Here is a 21,268-nt window from a genome sequence, read left to right as displayed (position 1 = left end):
CCGGCTCCGAACACCGAGGCAAGGAACGACCGATACGCGATGGCACACTCAGAAGCCCTTCTGCAGGAAATGCTCGACGAGTTTCAGTTGCGCAAGCTCGTGTACGGCTACTGTCGCGCCGTCGACCGTGGCGACATCGCGCGCCTGCGGGACCTCTACCACCCCGACGCCACCGACGACCATGGCGCCGTCGCAATGGGGTCTGCCGACGAGCTCCTCGATGCGATCACCGCCGCCCGGCCCTACATCCGGTCGATGCAACACAATGTCACCACGGTGAACTTCGCCATCGAAGGAAGCACCGCCGAAGGCGAGATCTACACCATTGCCACGCACACGTTCAGCGCGCGCGATCGGGACGTCGACGTGGTGGTCGGCGGACGCTACCTCGACAAGTACGAGAAGCGGGATGGCACGTGGAAGTTCAGCCAGCGGATGATCGTCACCGACTGGGCCCACGTGAACGACCCGTCCTCGGTTGACCTGAGCCATCCGATCACCAGAGACACCCCAACAGGCGCCCCTGATGCGAATGATCCGTCATACCAGTTCTTCTCGTTACTGATCAAACACGCGGACTAATCGGTGATGCAGTAGCGAGCCTTGGCCGGCCCAAGATGGGAGTAGTGCTACCGGTTCGAGGAGGCCGCATGCGCACGCGCAGGAGCGAACGCCGATGATGAACGGGCGATGACGGTGGTTGGATCGACGGGCGGCTGCGCTCAGCCGCGCGAGATCAGGTCGACGACCGTGCCTGGATTGAGGCCGAAGACCTGTACCTCGGCTGACTTTCCCTTCAGGGCATGGGATCCGCGGTCGGTGAGTCCGGTCGGTCGAGAGGCCAGGGCGTCGACGCAGTGGTGGGTGAGAAGGATCGCGTCGCCGGTGGTCTTGGTGAGCTGCTCGACGCGGGCGGCGACGTTGACGGTGTCACCGATCAAGGTGAACTCGAGCTTGCCTGCACCACCGATGGTCCCGGCGATCACCAGCCCGGTGTTGATGCCGATGCCGATCCGAAGCTCGCCGCCGAATCGCTCGGCGACAAGGCGGTGAATCAGAACAGCGGCGCTCACCGCCGCGTCGGCATGATCCGCGAGATCGTTGGGTGCGCCGAACACGGCCAGCGCACCGTCGCCGAGGAACTTGTTGACATGCCCACCGGCGTCCACGACGGCAGGCACCACGATCTCGAACAAGGCGTTGAGCCGGGCGACCGTGTCCTCGGCGGAGTTGACCTCCGCGAACGGAGTGAAATCGCGAACGTCGACGAACATCACCGTCACCTCGCGACGCTCCCCGGTGAAGATGTCGTCACCCTGCTCGAGCAACCGCGCCGCCAGGGCCGGATCGACATAGGTGCCGAACGCCACCTGAAGTCGTTGCCGCTCAGCCAAACCGGCCTGCATCCGGTTGAACGACGCCGCCAGCGCGCCGAGGTCATCGTCCTGAACCACCGGCAGGCGTTGGCTGTAGTTGCCCGCTGCGACACGTTCAGTTCCTTCGGCGAGATCGCGGATCGGTCGCAGGGACGGTGAGAACGCGGAGCCGACGGTGATCGGCACCGCGATAAAAAGCGTCAATGCACACCCAATCACCACGGCGAGCACGGGGACCGAAGTGGCCCCATAGAACACGGCCGCCAGCATCGCACCCGTGATGGCGAACGCGAACGCGGTCGCGAGCAATAACACGTTCGACCACGCGGCGAATGTGGGGCGAGAGCGGGGCAGGGACTCACCGATCCCTGTATCACCGGCAATGGCGACCCTGGCTGGCCGCAGCCCCACTTCCGCGAAGCTGTGCACAGCGATCAGCTGGACGGCAGTTCCGAAAACTGCGCCCAAGATTCCGTACTGGATTAGCCGCGATCCGCTCGCACCGGCGATCACACCGACAACCACCAGAAGCATGGCGACCGAAACAGCGGTGACCCCCACCGCTCGGGCAACTGCCCTCCGAGCGTAGGTGTAGGTGGCGTCCAGCGCTTTCGCTCGATCGACCTCGTGGCCGGCTGCCCACCGCTCAACAAGGCGGATCTGGCCCAGGCCGGGAAGAGCGACCACGTACACCACCATGAGCACGGTGATGACGGTGACGGAGGCCGCCTCGACGTAACGATCGGACTTCTCGGAAGCGACAACGACACACGACGGGATGAGATAGATAGCCAGCGTCATGGGGAACGAGACCGCGCAGCCCACCCACGAGTATCTCGCCCCATACCGATCCCACGCCCACTGCCAAATGCGGTCCATGCCGCGACACTAAGCGCCCGCCACCTGCGATCCGCGGAAACGGACCGCAGCCGCGGCCATTGGTTGCACGAATACCGCACCCTAGTCAGATCCAGGAGATACGAATCTGCGTTCAATTCGTGCTTATTTCGTTGTGCCGCATATGAGTAAGCACCGACAGAATGTGGAACGGTGGTCATTGGCCATCTGGCCTCACTGCAAGCCGCGCCGGCAGCAGTTGCCGATCTACCTTGCGAGAAATGCACATGCGAAGTCCGACAGGTATCCGAGCAACTGCTGCGATCGGGGCCCTTACGGTTGTGGTGGGTTTGGTGATGGCGCCGCACGCGCTGGCCGACCCCGAAGGAAGTGTTGACTCACCGAGCGATCCGCCGCCCGCGGAAGTGGTTGACCCATCGGGGACCTCGGCGCCGTTGGAGCAGACCGCGGGAGCAGTAGATGAGACGCCTTCCGGCACAGCCCCTTTCAGTCTGGCGTCGGTAAATCCTTCGAACGGATCGACCGTCGGCGTCGCCAAGCCGATCGTCATCACCTTCACCGCGCCAATCACAGACCGGCCGGTGGCCGAGGACGCGATACACATCTCGTCGGATCCGCCGGTGGCCGGAAAGTTCTATTGGATGAATGACAGCCAGGTGCGGTGGCGGCCCTTTGCATTCTGGCCAGAACACACCACGGTGAACATCGACGCGGCGGGCGCCACGTCCAGCTTCACCACGGGAGACGCGCTAGTCGCCACGGCCGACAACAACACCCACCAGATGACGATCACACGTAATGGCAACGTTGAGCAGACATTTCCGATGTCAATGGGCAAGCCAGGCCACGACACCCCCGACGGCACCTACTACGTTCAGGACAAGTTTTCCGACGTCGTGATGGACTCCGAGACATACGGAGTTTCGAATGATTCGCCAGAGGGCTACCGCCTCCACGTCAAGCTGGCCGTGCAGATCGACAACAGCGGCAACTTCGTGCACAGCGCACCCTGGTCGGTGGCCGACCAGGGGAACCGCAATGTGAGCCACGGCTGCATCAACATCAGCCCCGCAGACGCGCAGTGGTTCTACGACAACTTCGGGATCGGCGATCCCATCGTGGTAACGAACTCCGTGGGCAGCTACACGCAAAACGACGGTGGCCAGGACTGGCAAATCGATTGACGAATGGGTTCCTTGGTCGCGGTCAAAGTCAACGTCCACGACCGCTGACCAGGATATTTTGAACTGGAGATGTCTGCTCATTCGGATTTGCCGACAACGGTCGTTCGCTAGGCTCCGCGATGTCAGGGTCACATTGCGGATGGGAAGCCCACTATGAACGAGCGTGAGCGTCTGAAGGAAGCCGCCGCCGCACAGGAAGCGGAGTATCAAGAAAGCGCCCGTCGGCTCCGGGAATTCGTCACGGAGGCGACGCTCTCGGACGATGACCTGCAGCGGATCGTCCGAGCCGCACGTCGCGCCTCGACGTCCGGGCCATGGCCCCTGATTCAGGAACAGACGCCGTCGGACGCCCTTTACATCCTGCTCAGCGGGGAGGCCGGGGTGTACGTCGGACACGACCGCGTTGCCGTGGTGGGACCGGGTGAGGTGATCGGCGAATCCGCGCTTCGCCACGGGAAACTGCGGAATGCGACCGTGACGACGACCGGTAGGGCCGAGGTCCTGCGTGTTGCGGGCGATGACCTCGAGGGCTTGCTCAACCAGATACCTGCCCTGCGCGACATCATGGATGCGACCGCCGCGCGGCACATGCCGGGGCAACCGTCGATCCGAGTTGACACCGAACGGTGACGGGGGGCGCACTCGGACGTGGGTTCACACGCTCGCCGGGAGTGGTCGAGCCATCGCAGGGGCAACCCGTGAGCGCCGCTGAGTTCGTTGGTGGTTGTCCACTTAGGCACGGCTGTAGACAGCCGCGTCGTCGATGTTCGCGCGGGAACGGTCTGGCAGGGCGACTACGCAGGCCACGGTGATAACCGCGGCAAGCACGATGTACGCGGAAATTGAGTACGGTGTGCCGGTCTCGTGCAACAGCCATGTCGCCAGTAGGGGCGCCGGGCCTCCGGCAAAAACCGACGCCAGCTGGTAGCCGATGCCGGCGCCGCCGTAGCGCAGGTGGGTGGGGAAGCTTTCGCCGATCAGCGCGGCCTGGGGCCCGTACTGCATGGCGTGCACCACCAGGGAGAGAACGATGGCGATGAAGATCAGCGCGTAGCCGCCGTGCGACAAGACGGCAAAGTAGGGAAAGGCGAAAATCCCGGTCAAGACGGCTCCGGCGAGGTACACCCGTTTGCGCCCGAACCGGTCAGACAGGTGCGAGAACAGCGGGATCATCACGAGTTCCAACGTTGCGCCCACCAGGACGGCGGTGAGCACAAACGTCTTGCTGTAGTGGTGCGTCGCCACGACGTAGGTCAGCACGAAGGTGGTGAACAGGTAGAACGGCATTTGCTCGCTGAACCGCGCCCCCGCCGAGAGCAGGATCTCCCGCCAGTGCTGCCGGATCGCATCCATCACCGGGGTACTCGCGGTCTTCCCTTCAGCGAGCACCCTGGCGAACATCGGCGTCTCGAGTATCTTCAGCCGGATCGCCAGGCCGACCGCGACCAAAATCAGGCTGGCCAGGAACGGCACCCGCCAACCCCAGGAGTTGAACGCCTCGGGCGACAACGTGGCCGACAGCAGCGTCATGCCACCGGTACCGAGCACCAGCCCGACCGGAACACCGATCTGCGCCGCACTGCCGAGCAGCCCACGTCTATCTTGATCACCCCACTCCATCGCAAGCAGCACCGATCCGCTCCACTCGCCGCCGATCGCAATGCCCTGCACCAACCGCAGCAGCACCAGGATCAGCGGCGCCGCGAACCCGATCGACGCGGTCCCGGGCAGCACGCCGACGAGGGCAGAAGCGATGCCCATCACCAGCAGTGTGATGATCAGGGTGGTCTTGCGCCCGATCCGGTCGCCCCAGTGCCCGAAGATCGCGGCCCCGACTGGGCGCGCGGCGAACCCGACCGCGTAGGTCGCGAAAGACTGCATCGCACCCGCGTAGGCGCTCGAAGCCGGGAAGAACAGATGCGGGAAAACCAGCGCGGCGGCCGTGTTGTACAAGAAGAAGTCGTACCACTCGATCGTCGTGCCGACCGCGCTTCCCAGCGCCGCACGCCGTACCTGTATCCGCCGCGATTCCTGGTCCAGCTCCGTATTGTCCGTGCCCATGAGTCGATGATGGAACTACTCCGCTTGCCGTGCGACCGGATTTACGCAGTTATCTCCAATTGCTTCCCGGCGGCATCAGCAGCCGGGCTGAGCGGCGAGGTCGATAAATCGCGAGCGTTGACGTCGATTCTTCATCGACCGCTACGTCGGTGGCGCAGCCGAGTGTTGACGAAAAAGGCCCAGGCTCGGGATTATGTCCCTGACCTGGGCCTTTCCTGTGGAGCCGCCGGGAATCGAACCCGGGTCCAACGGCATTCCCTCAAGGCTTCTCCGTGCGCAGTTCGCTAAGTCTCTACTTGGATCTCTCGGTCTCGCGAACAAGCCGTGATGACGATCCCAGTCGCTGTTTGGTGTCCCCGTACATCCCGCGACCGGACGTATGGGTTTGTCCCTCTAGCTGATGCCAGGGTCCGGGCCGAGGGCGCTCCCGGTCTGACAGACACACCGTCGCTTAGGCAGCGAGGGCGTAGTCGCGCTGATTGGAATCGGCGCTTAATTGGTTGCAACGACGCTTACGGTGGTCATTTGCCTGCACCGGCACGCTTCCCTTGATTCGATGCGCGATGTCGAAACCGTTCGGCCCCTCGCATCCCCACCGAACTTCGGCGGGACGATCAATCATACCGTGCAGCTCAACCCGGTCCAGCGATTAAGAAGTCCCGGTTAGATCACGTACGCCATGTGATCGACGATCCGCTGGCCCACCTCGGCGTCGCCCTCGAACTCGACGTCACTCGGGCGGTCATCGCCAAGCGGCCTGCCGCCGCACCTGCGGGTGAACTGCAAGCCGTCGCGACGAAGTCGCTGAGGCCGTAACCGAACGCCGACACCAGCGCGAAGACGACCCCGATCAGGTCATGCCCTTGGCGCGCCGCCCCAGTTCCCTGTTGACTTCCCTGTCGGCGTCCCGCCTGGCCATGTCCTGCCGCTTGTCGTGCGTCTGCTTGCCTCGCGCCAGCGCGAGCTCCACCTTGACCTTGCCGTCGGTGAAGTACAGCGATAGCGGCACCAACGTCAGATTGCCGTCGCGGATCTTGCCGACCAGGTTGTCGATCTCGCCGCGGTGCAACAGCAACTTTCGGTTGCGTCGCGGCGCATGGTTGGTCCAGCTGCCCGCGTGATACTCCGGGATGTGCAGGTTGCGCAGCCAGATCTCACCGTCGTCGAGGGTGGCGAACGCATCGGCCAGTGATGCCTGGCCTTCCCGCAGGGCCTTCACCTCGGTGCCCATCAGAGCGATGCCGGCCTCGAAGGTCTCGAGGATCGAATAGTTGTGTCGCGCCTTGCGATTGGTCGCGACCACCTGGTTGTTGCGCCGGGTGGCCTCGTCGACCTTCTTCTTCGCCATGGCTAACGCCGCACGTACAGCCGCAAGGTGACGTAGCCGGTGACACCGGCCATCGCCACGCCGACGAACAACAGGATGGGCGCGATGTAGAGGATGTCGGCGTAGTCGATCCTGGCGATCAGATTCGCTTGATAGAACTGATTCAACGCCTTCTCGAGGAACAACGCGCGCACCACGATCAGCCCGAGAATCGCGATCACGACACCGAGGAACGCAGCGAGCATCGCCTCGACGAGGAACGGCAGCTGGGTATACCAGCGGCTAGCGCCGACCAGTCGCATGATGCCCACCTCCGTTCGGCGGGTATAAGCCGCGACTTGAACCATGTTGGCTATCAACAGGATCGCACCGACCGCCTGGACAAGGGCGACCGCGAACGCCGCGTTGCTCAAACCGTCGAGCACCGCGAACAACCGGTCTATCAGGTCCTTCTGATTGAGCACGTTGAGCACACCCGGCTGGCCGACCAGCGATTCGTCGAACGCCTTGTGCTGCTCGGGATTGTCGAGCTTGACGATGAACGACGCCGGAAACGCATCCTTGCCGGCGACGTCCTTGTACTGCGGGAACTTCTTGATCGCGTCGTCGTAGGCCTGGTCGCGGTTGAGGAAGCGCACGGACTTCACGTCGCCGCGATCCTCGATCTGCTTGCGCAGCGCCTTGCACGGGTCGGCGTCGCACGTCGGGTCATTGGCCGAGACGTCGTTGGTGAGGAACACCTGGCTCTCGACCCGGTCCAGGTAGATGTTGCGGGAGCTGTCGGCGAGCCGGACGACGAGAAGGCCGCCGCCGAACAGGCCGATCGAGATGGCGGTCGTCAAGATCATGGCGACCGTCATCGTGACGTTGCGACGAAGCCCGGTGAGGACTTCGTTGATCAGAAAGCCGAAGCGCACTTAGCGATCCATTCCGTAGACACCGCTCTGCTCGTCGCGGATGAGGCGACCGAGCTCGAGTTCGATGACGCGCATGCGCATCGAATCGACGATGTGGTGGTCGTGTGTGGCCATCAACACCGTGGTTCCGGTGCGGTTGATCCGCTCGAGCAGATCCATGATGTCCTTACTGGTATCCGGATCCAGGTTTCCAGTGGGTTCGTCGGCCAGCAGCACCAGCGGGCGGTTGACGAAGGCCCTGGCGATGGCGACGCGCTGCTGCTCGCCACCGGACAGCTCGTGGGGCAGGCGGTTGGCCTTGCCGGAGAGGCCGACCATCTCCAGCACGTCGGGCACCACGCGGTTGATCACGTCGGAACGCTTGCCGATCACCTCGAGGGCGAACGCCACGTTCTCGAACACGGTCTTCTGCTGCAGCAGCCGGAAGTCCTGGAACACACAGCCGAGTACCTGACGCAGGCTGGGGATGTGGCGGCTGGACAGCTTGTTGACGTGAAACTTGGACACCTGGATGTCGCCGTTGCTGGGCGTCTCCTCGGCGAGCAGCAGCCGCATGAACGTCGACTTACCCGATCCGGACGGCCCGATCAGGAAGACGAACTCCCCCTTGTCGATCTTGAGCGAGACGTTGTCCAGGGCTGGGCGTGCCGAGGATTTGTACTGTTTGCTCACGTGGTCAAGGGTGATCATCACGGCTCGCCAGTGTAGCGGTGCCCGCGGTGAGACCCCGCTACCTCGGTGGTGGGGGCGTCGTCGGCACCGGTCCGAGTCCGGGAAGTGTCGGCAGAACGAGCGGCGGAATCGGGCCTGGGCCGTCTGGATCGATGACCGGTGGAGGCGCGGTGGTCGACGTCGTGGCGGTTGGGCTCGTCGGTGACGTGGACGTCGGGCTTGGCTCCGTGGTGGTCGTGGTGGTCGGCGTCGTCTCCGTGGTGGTCGGCGTCGTCGTGGTGGTCTTTGGCCGCTCCTGGACGTTGGTGCGGGGCACCCAGGTGTACTCGGGGTCGGGCACGAACCCCGGCGGCACTACCGCCGTATCGGGTACCACGGGCGCCGGGGGTGGCGGCGCGTAGGTGTTGTGCACCCAGGCGAGCGCAAACAACGCGATGACGAGCCCAACGGTGGACGTGCGGATTCGCCCATTGATCAGGTATCCCGGCCATCCGTGGTCGGCGCGTCTCCTCGTGAGCCAGCTCCAGAAGTTCATTCGCGGTCCTCAGGTTTCCGCGACTGCTCCCGATCGCTGACGTCCGCCGGACTCGGAATGGTGTTCACCTTCGGGCTGGTATCGGCCGGGGAGGCGATCCCCGCACGCGTCAGCGTGGCGATCACCAGCAGGCGGAGACGGCGGCCGACCTCGAACTGCTTGCCTGGCAGCGTTCGGGCGACCATGCGCAGGTTCACGGTGTCGAGTTCGATGCTCTCCACGCCCATCACCTGCGGCGCATCCAACAGCAGCTTCCGCAGGCTCTCGTCTTTCATCGCGGTTTCGCTGACGTGGTGCAGGAGATCGGTGACCCGAGTGAGGTCGGCGCTGGTCGGGACCGGGATGTCGATGACGGCGCGAGCCCAGTCCTTGGACAGGTTCATCGTCTTGACGATCTGGCCGTTGGGGATGGTGAACACTTCGCCATCACTGGACCGCAGCTTGGTCACGCGCAGCGTGACGTCCTCGACGGTGCCCTCCGCAGGTGCCGCGATGCCCGCGACGGTCAAGGCAACCAGGTCACCGAAGCCGTACTGCTTCTCGGTGATGACGAAGAACCCCGCCAACAGGTCCTGCACGATGCGCTGCGCCCCGAAGCCGAGTGCCGCACCCAGCACGGCGGCTGGCGCAACCAGCGATCCGACGGGAATGGCCAGCACGTCGGTGATCTCGACCGCCACCATCACGAACAGGATCGCGATCGACACCCAGGAGATGACCGAGGCAACCGCCTGGCGGTGCTTGGCGCTCTCGGTGCGCACCAGCTGGTCGCTGTCCCGGAAGTCGGCATCGATGCGGTTGGTGATCTTGTGCGCGGACCAGGTGATGAAGCGGGCGGCCAGCAGCGAGAAGATGATGATCATGGCGATCCTGAGCCCTCGGGTGAGAATCCACTCGCCAATACCGCCCCGCCAGAAGTCATGCCAGCTTTGGGCCCATACGATCGCTTGGTAGCTAGTCGTCATCTTTCCTATTGCGCCAACGGATTCCTGCTTCTAGGAATCCGTCGATGTCTCCGTCGAGCACCGCGGCCGGATTTCCGACCTCATAGTCGGTGCGTAGGTCTTTGACCATTTGGTACGGCTGCAATACGTAGGAACGCATCTGGTTCCCCCATGAACTGCCGCCATCGCCCTTGAGCGCGTCCATCTCGGCACGCTCTTCTAAACGCTTGCGTTCCAACAACTTTGCCTGCAACACGCGCATTGCCGCAACCTTGTTCTGCAACTGCGACTTCTCGTTCTGGCAAGTCACGACGATACCGCTGGGGATGTGGGTGAGTCGAACGGCGGAGTCGGTGGTGTTCACGGACTGACCGCCGGGGCCACTCGACCGGTAGACGTCGACGCGCAGGTCACCTTCCGGAATCTCGATGTGGTCGGTGGTCTCGACCACCGGAAGCACCTCGACGTCCGCGAACGACGTCTGGCGCCTGCTCTGGTTGTCGAACGGGCTGATCCGCACCAACCGGTGGGTGCCCTGCTCGACCGACAGCGTGCCGTAGGCGAACGGCGCGTGCACCGCGAACGTCGCGCTCTTGATCCCCGCCTCTTCGGCATACGACGTGTCGAACACCTCGACGCCGTAGTTGTGCTTCTCGGCCCACCGGACGTACATCCGCATCAACATCTCGGCCCAGTCGGCCGCGTCGACGCCGCCAGCGCCCGATCGGATGGTGACGACGGCCTCGCGTTCGTCGTACTCCCCCGACAGCAGCGTGCGGACCTCTATCGCCTCAAGATCCTCGCCGAGCGACTTGAACTCGGCGTCGGCCTCGGCCAGCGCAGCCTCTGCGCCGGCACCGGCCTCTTCGGCCGCCATCTCGTAGAGCACCGGCAGGTCGTCGAGCCGTTGCCGCAGTTCTTCGACTCGGCGCAGCTCACTCTGCGTATGGGAGAGGTCGCTGGTGACCTTCTGGGCGCGCGCCTGGTCATCCCAGAGGTTGGGATCGGACGCGTCTTGTTCGAGCTTTTCGATGCGCGCGCGCAGACCGTCCACATCCAGCACTCGCTCCACCGTGGTCAAGGTGGTGTCGAGGGCTGCAATGTCGGCTAAACGGTCGGGATCCACGGGAAATCACAGTACCGACCGCGACGGCCGTCCCTTTCATCCCTTACCCATGACCATCCCTTCCCCCTGGAACGGCCAACCGGGTTTAGCATCGGATTCGTACCCAGCCCGGGACGTCGCGACAGCCCCTTTGCGCGCCCCAGATACAGGACATACGGCTTACAGAAAGCTGAAGCATGCGCCCTTACCACGTGGCGATCGTTGGCTCCGGACCTTCGGGTTACTTTGCTGCCGCATCACTACTGAAGTTCGCCGACTCGACCGATGACGCGGACGTGCGCGTCGACATGCTGGAGATGCTGCCGACCCCCTGGGGTCTGGTCCGCTCCGGCGTCGCGCCCGACCACCCGAAGATCAAGACCATCAGCGCCCAGTTCGAGAAGACGGCCGCCGATCCCCGATTCCGCTTCTTCGGCAACATCGCGGTCGGCGAGCACGTCCAGGCCGACGAACTCGCTGAACGCTACGACGCGGTGATCTACGCGGTCGGCGCCCAGTCCGACCGTCCGCTGAACGTTCCCGGCGAGGAGCTGACGGGCAGTGTCGCCGCCGTCGACTTCGTCGGTTGGTACAACGCGCACCCGCACTTCGAGGAGATGACGCCCGACCTCTCGACCGGTCGCGCGGTCGTGGTCGGCAACGGCAACGTCGCACTCGACGTGGCGCGCATCCTGGTCAGCGACCCCGACCTGCTGGCCGTGACCGACATCGCCACGCATGCCCTTGACCTGCTGCACGCCCGCGGTGTCGAGGAGGTCGTGGTCATCGGTCGCCGCGGCCCGCTGCAGGCCACCTGGACCACCCTGGAGCTGCGGGAGCTGGCCGACTTGGAGGCGATGGCCGACGTCGACGTGATCGTCGACCCCGCGGACTTCGCCTCCATCACCGATGCCGACCTCGAGGTGGCGTCCAAGTCCGTCAGGCAGAACATCAAGGTGCTCCGCGGGTACTCCGAGCGGGAGCCTCGAGGTGCGAAGCGGCGCATCGTGTTCCGGTTCCGCACCTCGCCGATCGAGATCAAGGGCGACGCAAGGGTGGAGTCGATCGTCCTTGGCCGCAACGAACTGGTCGACGACGACGGACGGATGGTGGCCAAGGACACCGGCGACCGGGAGGAGTTGTCGGCCCAGCTGGTGGTCCGTGCGGTCGGGTACCGGGGCGTGCCGACGCCCGGACTGCCGTTCGACGAACGGGCAGGAACGATCCCGCATACCGACGGCAGAGTCGACGGCAGGCGCAACGAGTACGTCGTCGGGTGGATCAAGCGGGGCCCGTCGGGCGTCATCGGCAGCAACAAGAAGGACTCGCAGGAGACCGTCGACACGCTCACCGCCGATCTCGCCGCGGGAGCCGTGGCCGACTTCGGTGACGGGCACTCCGAGGAACTCGTCGAATGGCTGTTGTCGCGCCAACCGAAACTGGTCACCGACGACCACTGGAAGCTGATCGACGCCCACGAGCGTTCGGCAGGCGAGAGCCTCGGCAGGCCGCGGGTGAAGTTGACCAGCGTGGCCGAATTGCTGCGGATCAGCCACGGATGAGCCGGGTCGACATCGGCCCGGCGCTGTAGTCGACGTCGAAGTCCGAGCCCATTCGGTCGCCACGCTACCTGCGGTAACGATCTAAATCACCGCGGCGAGCGGTCGGCCAACGCCTGCCGCGCACATGACGCGTGTTTGACACCGCGGTACCGGCGGTACACGATACCTGCTGTAGCGCGTACTGCCGGTACGCAGACTTGGTCTGAGGGGAGCACGAGTATGTGTCCGGTATCGAAGACGACGAGCCCGCGGAGCGTCGACGCGCCGCAGGCAACGGACGTAACCGAACGCATCGTCCGCAACGGCGATGTCGAGATCGCGGTCTACGAGCAAGGCAATCCGACTGGGGAGACCGTATTGCTGCTGCACGGTTGGCCCGACTCGCATCACCTGTGGGACGGTGTGACGCCGTTCCTGACCGAACGCTTCCGCGTGGTCTCCGTCGACAACCGCGGCCACGGCAAGTCGACCAACCCGAAGAACTTCAGGGACTTCGCAGTTGCGGAACTGGCAAGCGACTACATGGCCGTGATCGAGGCGGTCAGCCCCGACAAGCCGGTCCACGTGCTCGCCCACGACTGGGGCAGCGTCGCAATGTGGGAAGCGGTGTGCGACGAACGGGCACAGCGCAAGATCGCGTCGTTCACGTCGGTATCGGGCCCGAACGTCGCCCACCTCGGCGCGTGGGCGCGCAAGAGGTTGTCGCGACCCACCCCGAAGAACGTGGCGTTGGTTCTGGCCCAACTCGGCTCGTTCGGCTACATGTTCTACTTCATGCTTCCGTGGCTGCCGAAGGCCATGTTCGCCTTGACGCTCAACGGCAACCGCTGGCGCAAGGGGCTCTCCCGCGCGGAAGGTGCTGCGCCAGACGATATCTTCCTCGCCGCCACCTTCGAGAAGGACATCGGAAATGGTCTGCGGATCTACCGCGCCAACATCACCTCCATCCTGACACCGCGGGAGCGGTTCACCCGGGTTCCGGTACAGGTGATCGTCGGAACCCGTGATCCCGCAGTTCGTCAGGCCAGCTACGCCGATGCGCTGAACTGGGCGCCTGCGGTGTGGCGGCGCATCGTCAAGGGCGGGCACTGGCTGCCGTTCTCGCATCCGGAGATGCTCGCCACCGCAGCGACCGAACTCATCGATGCCACGGAAGGCCTGCCGCCCGCGCGAAGCTTGCGCCGCGCCCAAATGGGAAAGCAGCAAAGGCCTTTCGAGAACCAGCTGCTGGTCATCACCGGCGGCGGCAGCGGCATCGGACGGGAGACCGCCCTTGCGTTTGCCCGCGACGGGGCCGAGGTCGTGGTCTCCGACGTCAACCTGGCGTCGGCGAAGGAGACCGCCGCACTGATCACCGAAGCCGGCGGCACCGCCCACGCCTACCAGTTGAACGTCGCCGACGAGCAGGCCGCCATCGCGCACGCCGACGAAGTCGAAGCCGCACATGGGATCCCCGACATCCTGATCAACAACGCGGGCGTCGGTCAGGCGGGGCGCTTCTTCGCGACGCCGTCCGAGGACTTCAAGCGGGTGCTCGACATCAACCTGTACGGCGTGATCAACGGATGCCGCGCCTTCGGGCCGAAGATGGCGAACCGCGGGCTCGGCGGACACATCGTGAACCTGTCGAGCATGGCCGCCTACACGCCGCAACAAGGCTTGACGGCATACGCGACCAGCAAATCCGCGGTGTTCATGTTCTCCGACTGCCTGCGCGCCGAGCTGGCGTCCGCCGACATCGGCGTCAGCACCATCTGCCCGGGCATCGTGGCAACCAACATCGTCGCCGCCAGCGTGGTCTCCGGACTGTCCGACACCGAAGCAGCGAAAAAGCTTGCGGCAGTTGATCGTGCCTACAGGATGCGCCGCTACGGCCCTGACAAGGTCGCCAAGCAGATCGTGAAGGCCGTCAAGAAGGGCAAGTCGGTCGTCCCCGTGACACCCGAGGCCCACCTGCAATATCGGTTCAGCAGATTCGCCCCGGCGCTCGGCCGCCTGGCCGCCGCCAAAGCCTCCCTTGGATAACCCCCGATCACGATCAGAACGGAGCATTCCATGACCACGACGCAACCCGCGCCAAACGCCACCACCTCCGAAGAACTCGCGCTTCATGCGCGCAACGTCCACTTCGACGTCAGTGACGCTCCGCTGCACTGGATTCCGAACGAACCGATCGCCTCGCACTTCATTTCCTCGTTCAACCTCGTGCTCCCCATCGGGGAGGAGATGTTCGTCGAGGGCTTCACCGAGGCTCTGCCGTACGTGAAGGACGCCAAACTGCGCGAGGCGATGCTGGGCTTCATCGGGCAGGAAGCGGTGCACTCCCAGGCGCACGACCGCGTGCTGCCGGAGTTCCTCGGACGTCACGGTATCGACCCGCGCCCCGTCGTTCGGCAGCTCGAATACCTTTCCGCACAACTGACTGCCGTCAAACCGAAGCTCAAGCCGCGAGCCCGCTACCGGCTGCTGATCGAGCAACTCGCGATGATCGCGGCGATCGAGCACATGACCGCGGTGCTGGGCGACTGGGTACTCAACGCCGACCTCGACGGCCTCGGCGCGGACCCGGTGATGACCGACCTCTTCAGATGGCATGGCGCCGAAGAGGTGGAGCACCGCTCGGTGGCCCATGACGTCGCGTCCTACTTCGGCGTCGGATACTTCCACCGCAATCTATTGATCACGCCGACGCCGTTCCTCATCCTGTACGTCTTCCTGCGGAACACCAAATACATAGTCCGCCAGGATCCCTCGCTGCCGAACTACGGTTTTGCACGACTGCTCGTCGAGTGGCTGCGGGCAAGCCGACGCGGCACCCTGCCCGGCGCCAAGGCCATCTTCTCGGCCTGGAGTTACCTGCGCCCATCCTTCACCCCAGAAGAGGTCGGAAACACGGCACAGGCCGTCGCGTACCTTGCCCGCTCTCCAGCAGTGAAACGGGCGGCCGGCTGACAGTGCTCGAACCCGACAGCGGCTCCGTCCCACCGGACATCTACGGCCGCTTCAACCGCGCCCCTACGATCGTGGTCGCCGCCAAACTCATGGCGCCTGCGATCAAGGTCATGGGCCGGGTCCTGCGGCAGCTACCTCCGCCCGTTGGGATCGACCGCTCGCTGCGGTTGACCGTGACGGACCGCAGGGTCGAGACGTCCGACGGCGACGTCGTGAGCGTGCGACTGGCCGACCCCTCGGGCGCGCCCCTACCCGCGTGGACCCCCGGGGCCAACGTCAACGTGCGCCTGCCCTCCGGGCGGATACGGCAGTACTCCCTGTCCGGTGATCCCGGCGACGGCACGTACCGAATCGCCGTGCGGCGCATCCAAGATGGCGGCGGCGGATCCATCGAGGTGCACGACTCCGTCCAGGTCGGCGACCAGCTCGTCATCACGGGACCGGTGAACGCCTTCCCGCTTGCGCTGGCCACGGACGGAACCGGCGAGGACCGAATGCACTTCATTGCGGGCGGTATCGGCATCACGCCGATCCTGCCGATGCTCCGGGCGGCCGAGGCCGCCGGCGTTCCGTGGACGATGGTGTACGCAGGTCGCAGCAGGCAGTCGATGCCATTCCTCGACGAGCTGTCCCCCTATGGCGACCGGGTGAGCATTCGCACCGACGAGGAACACGGAATCCCCTCGATTTCCGACCTTCTGCCTCAGCACGCAACCGACGCCGCAATCTACTGTTGCGGGCCAACTTCGATGCTCGACGTGGTTCGCTCGGCGGTGGCGCGACAACACGGGGTGCCCTTGCACTACGAACGGTTCGCGGCGCCGCCCATCGTCGACGGTGTGCCGTTCGACGTCCAGCTCGGCGCGGGCGGCGAGGTAGTCCACGTTGCCGCGGACCGGACCGCGCTGGAGACCATTCGCGCGGTGAGGCCTGCCGTCGCGTACTCGTGTCAGCAGGGGTTCTGCGGAACGTGCAAGGTACGCGTCGTCGCGGGACAACCCCTTGCCTACGGGGATCGGATGTCGAAGAAGGAACCGACCGAGATGTTGATCTGCGTCGACCGCGCAGAGGGCGGAACCCTCGTTCTCGACATGTGATCGACCCCCGGGCCCAACGCGTGAGCGGCGCAGGCGACGGGATGAAACGTGGACGTTTGTACCCTGAGTCATCACCCTCGGAGGGCTCCGCAATGTCAGACCAGGTACCCACCTCGCGAGTTTCGCGTGGCTCCAAGCTTGGCAAAGCGGCGGCAACGCAGGCGGCCCGGACCGCCAGCGCCAGGGTGTCGATGCTCGGCCGCTCCCGCGAGACGAAGGCACGGATCTCGGAGAAGACGGCGCTGCAGACCGCCGACCAGCTGGTGCAGGTGCTTGGCAGCATGAAGGGCGCGGCCATGAAGCTTGGCCAGATGCTCTCGGTCGTCGACCTGGAATTGGTGCCCGAATCGCACCGCGAGAAGTTTCAGGCCAAGCTCGCGGTGCTGCGCGACCAGGCCCCGACGGTGTCGTTCGACGTCATGCGGCGCCAGATCGAGGACGACCTCGGCGGTCCCGTGACGACGCTGTTCGCAGAGTTCGACGACCAGCCCATGGCCGCGGCGTCGATCGGCCAGGTGTACCGCGCCCGTCTGCACGACGGCCGCGACGTCGCGGTGAAGGTGCAGTACCCCGGTGTCGACGTTGCGATCCGGGCCGACATGAAGAACCTGGCGCTGTTCCTGAAGTTCTGGCGCACGGCGATCCCGACGGTATCGGCGCCTGAGCTCGCGGCGGAGATCGCGCGCAACATGGAGAGCGAACTCGACTACGAGCGGGAAGCGCGCACCCAGCACGACCTCGCGGTGCTGTTCGCCGATCATCCGTTCATCGCAGTACCCGACAGCGTGGCGGAGCGCAGTGGCCGCAGGGTGGTGGTGACAGAGCTGTTCGACGGCATCTCGTTCGACGCGATCCGCGAACTACCGAGTGCCGAACGCGACCGGGTCGGCGAGATCATCTACCGGTTCTACGTCGGTTCGCTGTTCCTGCACAACGAGTTCTGCGGCGACCCGCACCCAGGAAACATCCTGCTTGGCCGGGACGGGAAGGTCGGTTTCATCGACTTCGGGCTCTACAACCACATGGATCCAGTGCACGTCGACTTCGAGCGGCAGTGCATGCGGGCGGCAGCTGAGCACCGTAGCCAAGATCTCTTCGACTTGATGGTCCGTCGCGGCGTGATGGCCGATGACACCGGCGTGACGCCCGAGGAATGCCTCGACTACATCTACGCCGCCGCGGGCTGGCACCTGACCGACGAGGTCATCACGGTCACTCCGGCCATGGCCAGCGTCAGCATGCTCGACGCGATCGACCCCCGGATGACGGAATTCTCGGGCATGCGCCACCAGAACCTTCCACCCGAGCACCTGTTCTCGCGACGCGCAGACTTCTTGACCTTCGGCGTGCTTGGCCAGTTGGGAGCCAGCAACAACTGGCACCGGATCGCCCGCGAGTGGATCTATGGCGATGAGCCCGCGACTCCCAACGGTGTCGCCGACGCAGAATGGCGCGCTTCCCGATGACCGCGCCAGGTCAGATGGCCGGAACGCAAATTAGCCAGTACCGCCGGTATCGGATAAAGTGGTGGTTGTGACAACCAGAGCGCGGGCACGCGGAACCGAGAAGCCGGAGGGCCAGCGACCCGACGCGCGCACCGAACGCTGGCGCGAACACCGTGCCGTGGTCCGCGAAGAGTTCGTCGACGCGGCGTTCCGCGCATTGGGCAAGCTCGGACCCGACGTCAGCATGGATGACATCGCCAAGGAGGCGGGCACCGCCAAACCGAAGCTGTACCGGCACTTCAAGGACAAGGTCGACCTCTTCGACGCGATCGTCGAACGGATTCAGGACATGCTGTGGGAGCGAGTGCTGTCCAACATCAACCTGATGAGCGATTCCGCTGGCGAGCTCGTCCTCCGCGGCGCAACCGAGTACGCCAAGGTGGTCACGGAGTACCCGAACGTCTTCCGGTTCATGGTGCACAGCCACTTCACCCAGCAGATGGAAGATTCCGAGCGGACGTTGCAGTCCGCGCGCCAGTCGGCACATCGCGCCGCCGAACTGTTCTCCAACGCCCTCGACGACGAAGCGATCGATGGCGACTATGCCGAGCTGACGATCTATTCGATCGGCGGTGCCGTCGCATCCGCAACGGACTGGTGGCTGGGCGCCAATCGCACCCAGGGCGATCCGATGTCGATCGACAAGTTCATCGAGTACCTCGCGACCACCGTGTCGGGTCTCGCGGAGTCGACCGCCAGGCTCACCGGAATGACGGTCGACCAGAGCCTCCCCCTGCACCTCGCATTCACGAACGCCCAACCCAGTCAGTAACGACGAACCCAGCCAATTTAGGAACATCCGATGACGCGTACTCCCTTGCAGATCACTGACTTCGGACTCAGCGACATACCCGACCAAACCGGGAAGACGATCCTGATCACCGGAGCCAACAACGGCCTTGGCCTGCAGGCGGCGACAGCGCTTGCCGGCGCGGGCGCACGGATCATCCTGGCTTGCCGCAATCAGGCGACGGGGCAGGAAGCGCTGAACCGAGTGCGCACGGTGGGCCCGCAGGCAGAGCATGGCCTCGTCGCCCTCGACCTCGCCGACCTTGCCGGCGTCCGGGAAGCCGCAGCCAAGGCGACGACGCTGGCGCCCACGATCGACGTGCTGATCAACAACGCAGGCCTCATGGCGATACCGTTCGCACGGACCGTTGATGGCTTCGAGATGCAGATCGGCACAAATCATTTCGGGCACTTCGCGTTCACCGACGGGGTTCTGCCCGCGCTGCTGGCGGCGTCGGCACCACGCGTCGTCTCACTCGCCAGCATCGCCCACCGCCAGGGGCGGATCGTGCTGGACGACCTGAACTTCGAGCGTCGCCCCTACGGCCGAATGACCGCGTACCAACAGTCCAAGTTGGCGAACCTCATGTTCGGCACGGAGCTCGCGCGGCGCAGCGAGGCGGCCGGGCTTGCGCTGAAATCCGTGATCGCGCACCCAGGTGTGGCGGCGACGAACCTGTTCGATCCGATGGTCCCGCCGATCCCTGGCGCTCTGGCGGCAACCCACATCGGGCTGCGCGTCTTCGGCAACAGCGAGACGGCCGGCGCGCTGAGCCAGCTCTACGCAGCCACGATGCCCGATGCGCGCAACGGCGACTACCTGGGACCCAATCGCCTGTTCGGCGTCCGCGGTCCTGTCAGCCGGTCCCCGCAGTCCGAGGCGGCACGCAACGAAACCGTGGCGAAGCGGTTGTGGGAGAAGTCGGTCGAGCTCACCGGTGCTGGATACGACGCGCTCCAAACGGCGTCGAGCAAGCAGTCCTGACCCCGAGGTAATACCAGCCGGGCCACCGGCTGGATGATCATCACCATGCAACGTTTCACCAACCGCGTCGCCCTGGTCACCGGTGCGAGTTCGGGTATCGGCCGCGCGACCGCACTCCGGCTGGCCAATGAAGGAGCATCGGTGGCGCTCGTCGCGTTGCCCGGCGCCGATCTCGACGAGGCAGCCGACCTGTGCAGGGCCGCGGGGCCCGCCGCACTGGCGATTGCCGCCGACGTCACAGACTCCGCTCAGGTGATGGCGGCGTTCGACCGCGCCGAAGAACTCGGCACGCCAACCGCGGTGTTCAGCAATGCGGGTATTTCGGCGATCTCGCCGGCGGCCACGACGACCGACGACGATTGGCTCCGCCATCTCCACGTCAATCTGTCGGGCAGCTTCTACGTGTGCCGCGAGGCGGCGAGACGGATGATCCCGGCCGGTCGCGGAGCGATCGTGACGACCGGATCCGAACTCGGAATGCTTGGTCAGGCCGGCTACGTCGCCTACACGGCGTCGAAGGGCGGTGTCCTCGCGATGACCCGCGCATTGGCCGCCGAGTTGGCCGTACACGGGATCCGCATCAACAGCGTCTCCCCCGGCGAGACCGAGACCCCGATGCTGATGGCGGAATTCGCCGCGGCTCCCGATCCCGCCGCCGAAAGGGCCGAGCACGAGGCGTCGATCCCGCTTGGCCGAATCGCCCAACCCGTCGAGATCGCCGACGCCGTGGTGTTCTTGCTGTCCGACGATGCCACCTACATCACCGGCACCAACCTCGTCGTCGACGGCGGGCGGACGTCCTGCTTCACCGTCGGTTCGATCAGCCGCGCGGAGGGGTGACGCTGTCGGCTTCGATGGCGATCACGACCCTCGTCTCCGGCTGGCCCCTGAAGTTCGGGTAGGGCGTGCCGAGATACTTCTGGGAGATCTCGTCGATGCTCTCGGCGCCACCCTCAGTGGTCATGCCGACCACGCGGCCGCGCACCGCGTAGGACCGGAAGAAGTCGTCGGGGTCGACGACGTTGACCGCCACGCGCCCGTCACGCGCGATGTTCCTGGCCTTCTGCATGCCTTCGACGATGTTGATCACGATGTGCTCGCCGTCGGTGCTCACCCAGGTCTGCGTGAGTTGGGGCGACCCGTCGGGCATCAGGGTGGCGATGAAGCACGGGCTGGGGCGGCGGAGCAGGTCGAGTAGGTCGTCGGGCAGTGCAGTCGGCACGGTCTTCCCTTCGCGAAGTCGTCTCGACCAATCGTGTCATAGGGCCGGAGTACAGTCGAACACGTGTTCGAAGGATCCGATGCGGCCGTTCTGCTGATGCAACGGATGTGCTCGGCGGCGCGCGCGGAGGCGTGTGCGTCGGCGGCCCGGTTGGTCGCGGTCGGGGACATGGTGGCG

21 protein-coding genes and 1 other RNA gene are annotated in these 21,268 nt (G+C 65.0%); 13 read left to right on the top strand and 9 right to left on the bottom strand.

Annotation, left to right across the window (positions count from 1 at the left end; translation table 11 throughout):
- Positions 1-39 precede the first annotated feature (39 nt).
- Positions 40-582: a nuclear transport factor 2 family protein gene (locus HNP02_RS40070; protein WP_184446258.1), complete on the top strand. Its 543-nt coding sequence runs from the start codon at positions 40-42 to the stop codon at positions 580-582.
- Between the two features lie 140 nt (positions 583-722).
- On the opposite strand, the gene HNP02_RS40065 is transcribed toward HNP02_RS40070, so the two are convergent.
- Complete coding sequence (locus HNP02_RS40065; RefSeq protein WP_184446256.1) at positions 723-2,255, bottom strand: adenylate/guanylate cyclase domain-containing protein; 1,533 nt, start codon at positions 2,253-2,255, stop codon at positions 723-725.
- A gap of 245 nt (positions 2,256-2,500) precedes the next feature.
- Between HNP02_RS40065 and HNP02_RS40060 the strand changes: the two genes are divergently transcribed.
- Positions 2,501-3,418: an Ig-like domain-containing protein gene (locus HNP02_RS40060; protein ID WP_184446254.1), complete on the top strand. Its 918-nt coding sequence runs from the start codon at positions 2,501-2,503 to the stop codon at positions 3,416-3,418.
- 153 nt (positions 3,419-3,571) lie between these two features.
- Positions 3,572-4,048: a Crp/Fnr family transcriptional regulator gene (locus tag HNP02_RS40055; RefSeq protein ID WP_184446252.1), complete on the top strand. Its 477-nt coding sequence runs from the start codon at positions 3,572-3,574 to the stop codon at positions 4,046-4,048.
- Positions 4,049-4,150: 102 nt separating this feature from the next.
- On the opposite strand, the gene HNP02_RS40050 is transcribed toward HNP02_RS40055, so the two are convergent.
- Together HNP02_RS40050 and ssrA are read right to left on the bottom strand one after the other, a co-directional pair.
- Positions 4,151-5,479 (bottom strand): MFS transporter, encoded by a 1,329-nt coding sequence (locus tag HNP02_RS40050; RefSeq protein ID WP_184446250.1) that lies wholly within the window; start codon positions 5,477-5,479, stop codon positions 4,151-4,153.
- Between the two features lie 215 nt (positions 5,480-5,694).
- Positions 5,695-6,063, bottom strand: a transfer-messenger RNA (tmRNA) gene (gene ssrA, locus HNP02_RS40045).
- Positions 6,064-6,160: 97 nt separating this feature from the next.
- Between ssrA and HNP02_RS43460 the strand changes: the two genes are divergently transcribed.
- Positions 6,161-6,295 carry a hypothetical protein gene (locus HNP02_RS43460; protein ID WP_255507493.1) on the top strand — a complete coding sequence of 45 codons (135 nt, stop codon included), beginning with the start codon at positions 6,161-6,163 and terminating at the stop codon, positions 6,293-6,295.
- Positions 6,296-6,329: 34 nt separating this feature from the next.
- Here the strand turns inward: HNP02_RS43460 and smpB are convergent, their stop codons facing one another.
- The 3 genes from smpB to ftsE are packed head-to-tail and all read right to left on the bottom strand — an operon-like array spanning position 6,330 to position 8,413.
- Positions 6,330-6,827, bottom strand: a complete 498-nt coding sequence (gene smpB / locus HNP02_RS40040) for an SsrA-binding protein SmpB (protein ID WP_184446248.1) — start codon at positions 6,825-6,827, stop codon at positions 6,330-6,332.
- Positions 6,828-6,829: 2 nt separating this feature from the next.
- Positions 6,830-7,723 carry a permease-like cell division protein FtsX gene (gene ftsX, locus HNP02_RS40035; protein ID WP_184446247.1) on the bottom strand — a complete coding sequence of 298 codons (894 nt, stop codon included), beginning with the start codon at positions 7,721-7,723 and terminating at the stop codon, positions 6,830-6,832.
- The gene (ftsE, locus tag HNP02_RS40030) at positions 7,724-8,413 is read right to left on the bottom strand and encodes a cell division ATP-binding protein FtsE (protein WP_184446365.1); all 690 of its coding nucleotides are present in this window, start codon (positions 8,411-8,413) and stop codon (positions 7,724-7,726) included.
- Between the two features lie 134 nt (positions 8,414-8,547).
- Between ftsE and HNP02_RS43935 the strand changes: the two genes are divergently transcribed.
- Positions 8,548-8,796 (top strand): hypothetical protein, encoded by a 249-nt coding sequence (locus HNP02_RS43935; RefSeq protein WP_184446245.1) that lies wholly within the window; start codon positions 8,548-8,550, stop codon positions 8,794-8,796.
- Positions 8,797-8,926: 130 nt separating this feature from the next.
- Here HNP02_RS43935 and HNP02_RS40020 read toward each other — a convergent pair whose 3' ends face one another.
- Together HNP02_RS40020 and prfB are read right to left on the bottom strand one after the other, a co-directional pair.
- On the bottom strand, positions 8,927-9,895 hold the full coding sequence (locus HNP02_RS40020) for a mechanosensitive ion channel family protein (RefSeq protein WP_184446243.1): 969 nt from the start codon (positions 9,893-9,895) through the stop codon (positions 8,927-8,929).
- Positions 9,885-11,000, bottom strand: coding sequence for a peptide chain release factor 2 (gene prfB / locus HNP02_RS40015; RefSeq protein ID WP_184446242.1), 1,116 nt, complete (start codon positions 10,998-11,000; stop codon positions 9,885-9,887). Before prfB ends, HNP02_RS40020 begins: the two co-directional genes overlap by 11 nt.
- Before the next feature lie 176 nt (positions 11,001-11,176).
- On the opposite strand from prfB, the gene HNP02_RS40010 reads away from it, so the two are divergent.
- The 8 genes from HNP02_RS40010 to HNP02_RS39975 all read left to right on the top strand — a co-directional run bounded on the left by HNP02_RS40010 (position 11,177) and on the right by HNP02_RS39975 (position 20,709).
- Entirely contained in the window at positions 11,177-12,541 is a 1,365-nt protein-coding gene (locus HNP02_RS40010; protein ID WP_184446240.1) for an FAD-dependent oxidoreductase, read from the top strand.
- 219 nt (positions 12,542-12,760) lie between these two features.
- Positions 12,761-14,566, top strand: coding sequence for an SDR family oxidoreductase (locus tag HNP02_RS40005; protein ID WP_184446238.1), 1,806 nt, complete (start codon positions 12,761-12,763; stop codon positions 14,564-14,566).
- A 30-nt stretch (positions 14,567-14,596) separates the two neighbouring features.
- A complete protein-coding gene (locus HNP02_RS40000) occupies positions 14,597-15,493 on the top strand; it encodes a metal-dependent hydrolase (protein WP_184446236.1) in 897 nt (298 codons plus the stop codon).
- An 89-nt stretch (positions 15,494-15,582) separates the two neighbouring features.
- Positions 15,583-16,590: a PDR/VanB family oxidoreductase gene (locus HNP02_RS39995; protein ID WP_184446363.1), complete on the top strand. Its 1,008-nt coding sequence runs from the start codon at positions 15,583-15,585 to the stop codon at positions 16,588-16,590.
- 92 nt (positions 16,591-16,682) lie between these two features.
- Positions 16,683-18,056, top strand: coding sequence for an AarF/ABC1/UbiB kinase family protein (locus HNP02_RS39990; protein ID WP_184446234.1), 1,374 nt, complete (start codon positions 16,683-16,685; stop codon positions 18,054-18,056).
- A gap of 157 nt (positions 18,057-18,213) precedes the next feature.
- Positions 18,214-18,867: a TetR/AcrR family transcriptional regulator gene (locus HNP02_RS39985; protein WP_309241871.1), complete on the top strand. Its 654-nt coding sequence runs from the start codon at positions 18,214-18,216 to the stop codon at positions 18,865-18,867.
- 30 nt (positions 18,868-18,897) lie between these two features.
- A complete protein-coding gene (locus tag HNP02_RS39980; protein ID WP_184446231.1) occupies positions 18,898-19,869 on the top strand; it encodes an oxidoreductase in 972 nt (323 codons plus the stop codon).
- Positions 19,870-19,914: 45 nt separating this feature from the next.
- On the top strand, positions 19,915-20,709 hold the full coding sequence (locus HNP02_RS39975; RefSeq protein WP_184446229.1) for an SDR family NAD(P)-dependent oxidoreductase: 795 nt from the start codon (positions 19,915-19,917) through the stop codon (positions 20,707-20,709).
- Here HNP02_RS39975 and HNP02_RS39970 read toward each other — a convergent pair.
- Positions 20,690-21,091: a TIGR03618 family F420-dependent PPOX class oxidoreductase gene (locus HNP02_RS39970; protein ID WP_184446227.1), complete on the bottom strand. Its 402-nt coding sequence runs from the start codon at positions 21,089-21,091 to the stop codon at positions 20,690-20,692. The genes HNP02_RS39975 and HNP02_RS39970 overlap by 20 nt on opposite strands.
- Positions 21,092-21,268: the final 177 nt, after the last annotated feature.

This window comes from Mycobacterium sp. AZCC_0083, from assembly GCF_014202335.1.
Lineage (GTDB): Bacteria > Actinomycetota > Actinomycetes > Mycobacteriales > Mycobacteriaceae > Mycobacterium.
Note: the sequence above shows the minus strand (reverse complement) of the source record. Positions and strands in the feature narration are given on the sequence as shown.

What these genes read in the sequence shown, in the direction of transcription:
- HNP02_RS40010 (WP_184446240.1), top strand. Translation starts at nt 11,177, where the DNA reads ATGCGCCCTTACCACGTGGCGATCGTTGGCTCCGGACCTTCGGGTTAC.
- HNP02_RS39990 (WP_184446234.1), top strand. Translation starts at nt 16,683, where the DNA reads ATGTCAGACCAGGTACCCACCTCGCGAGTTTCGCGTGGCTCCAAGCTT.
- HNP02_RS40055 (WP_184446252.1), top strand. Translation starts at nt 3,572, where the DNA reads ATGAACGAGCGTGAGCGTCTGAAGGAAGCCGCCGCCGCACAGGAAGCG.
- HNP02_RS40070 (WP_184446258.1), top strand. Translation starts at nt 40, where the DNA reads ATGGCACACTCAGAAGCCCTTCTGCAGGAAATGCTCGACGAGTTTCAG.
- HNP02_RS39975 (WP_184446229.1), top strand. Translation starts at nt 19,915, where the DNA reads ATGCAACGTTTCACCAACCGCGTCGCCCTGGTCACCGGTGCGAGTTCG.
- HNP02_RS40050 (WP_184446250.1), bottom strand. Translation starts at nt 5,479, where the DNA reads ATGGGCACGGACAATACGGAGCTGGACCAGGAATCGCGGCGGATACAG.
- HNP02_RS39980 (WP_184446231.1), top strand. Translation starts at nt 18,898, where the DNA reads ATGACGCGTACTCCCTTGCAGATCACTGACTTCGGACTCAGCGACATA.
- ftsE (WP_184446365.1), bottom strand. Translation starts at nt 8,413, where the DNA reads ATGATCACCCTTGACCACGTGAGCAAACAGTACAAATCCTCGGCACGC.
- HNP02_RS40000 (WP_184446236.1), top strand. Translation starts at nt 14,597, where the DNA reads ATGACCACGACGCAACCCGCGCCAAACGCCACCACCTCCGAAGAACTC.
- HNP02_RS43935 (WP_184446245.1), top strand. Translation starts at nt 8,548, where the DNA reads ATGACCGGTGGAGGCGCGGTGGTCGACGTCGTGGCGGTTGGGCTCGTC.
- HNP02_RS40060 (WP_184446254.1), top strand. Translation starts at nt 2,501, where the DNA reads ATGCGAAGTCCGACAGGTATCCGAGCAACTGCTGCGATCGGGGCCCTT.
- HNP02_RS39995 (WP_184446363.1), top strand. Translation starts at nt 15,583, where the DNA reads ATGGCGCCTGCGATCAAGGTCATGGGCCGGGTCCTGCGGCAGCTACCT.
- HNP02_RS40065 (WP_184446256.1), bottom strand. Translation starts at nt 2,255, where the DNA reads ATGGACCGCATTTGGCAGTGGGCGTGGGATCGGTATGGGGCGAGATAC.
- HNP02_RS40020 (WP_184446243.1), bottom strand. Translation starts at nt 9,895, where the DNA reads ATGACGACTAGCTACCAAGCGATCGTATGGGCCCAAAGCTGGCATGAC.
- HNP02_RS40005 (WP_184446238.1), top strand. Translation starts at nt 12,761, where the DNA reads ATGTGTCCGGTATCGAAGACGACGAGCCCGCGGAGCGTCGACGCGCCG.
- smpB (WP_184446248.1), bottom strand. Translation starts at nt 6,827, where the DNA reads ATGGCGAAGAAGAAGGTCGACGAGGCCACCCGGCGCAACAACCAGGTG.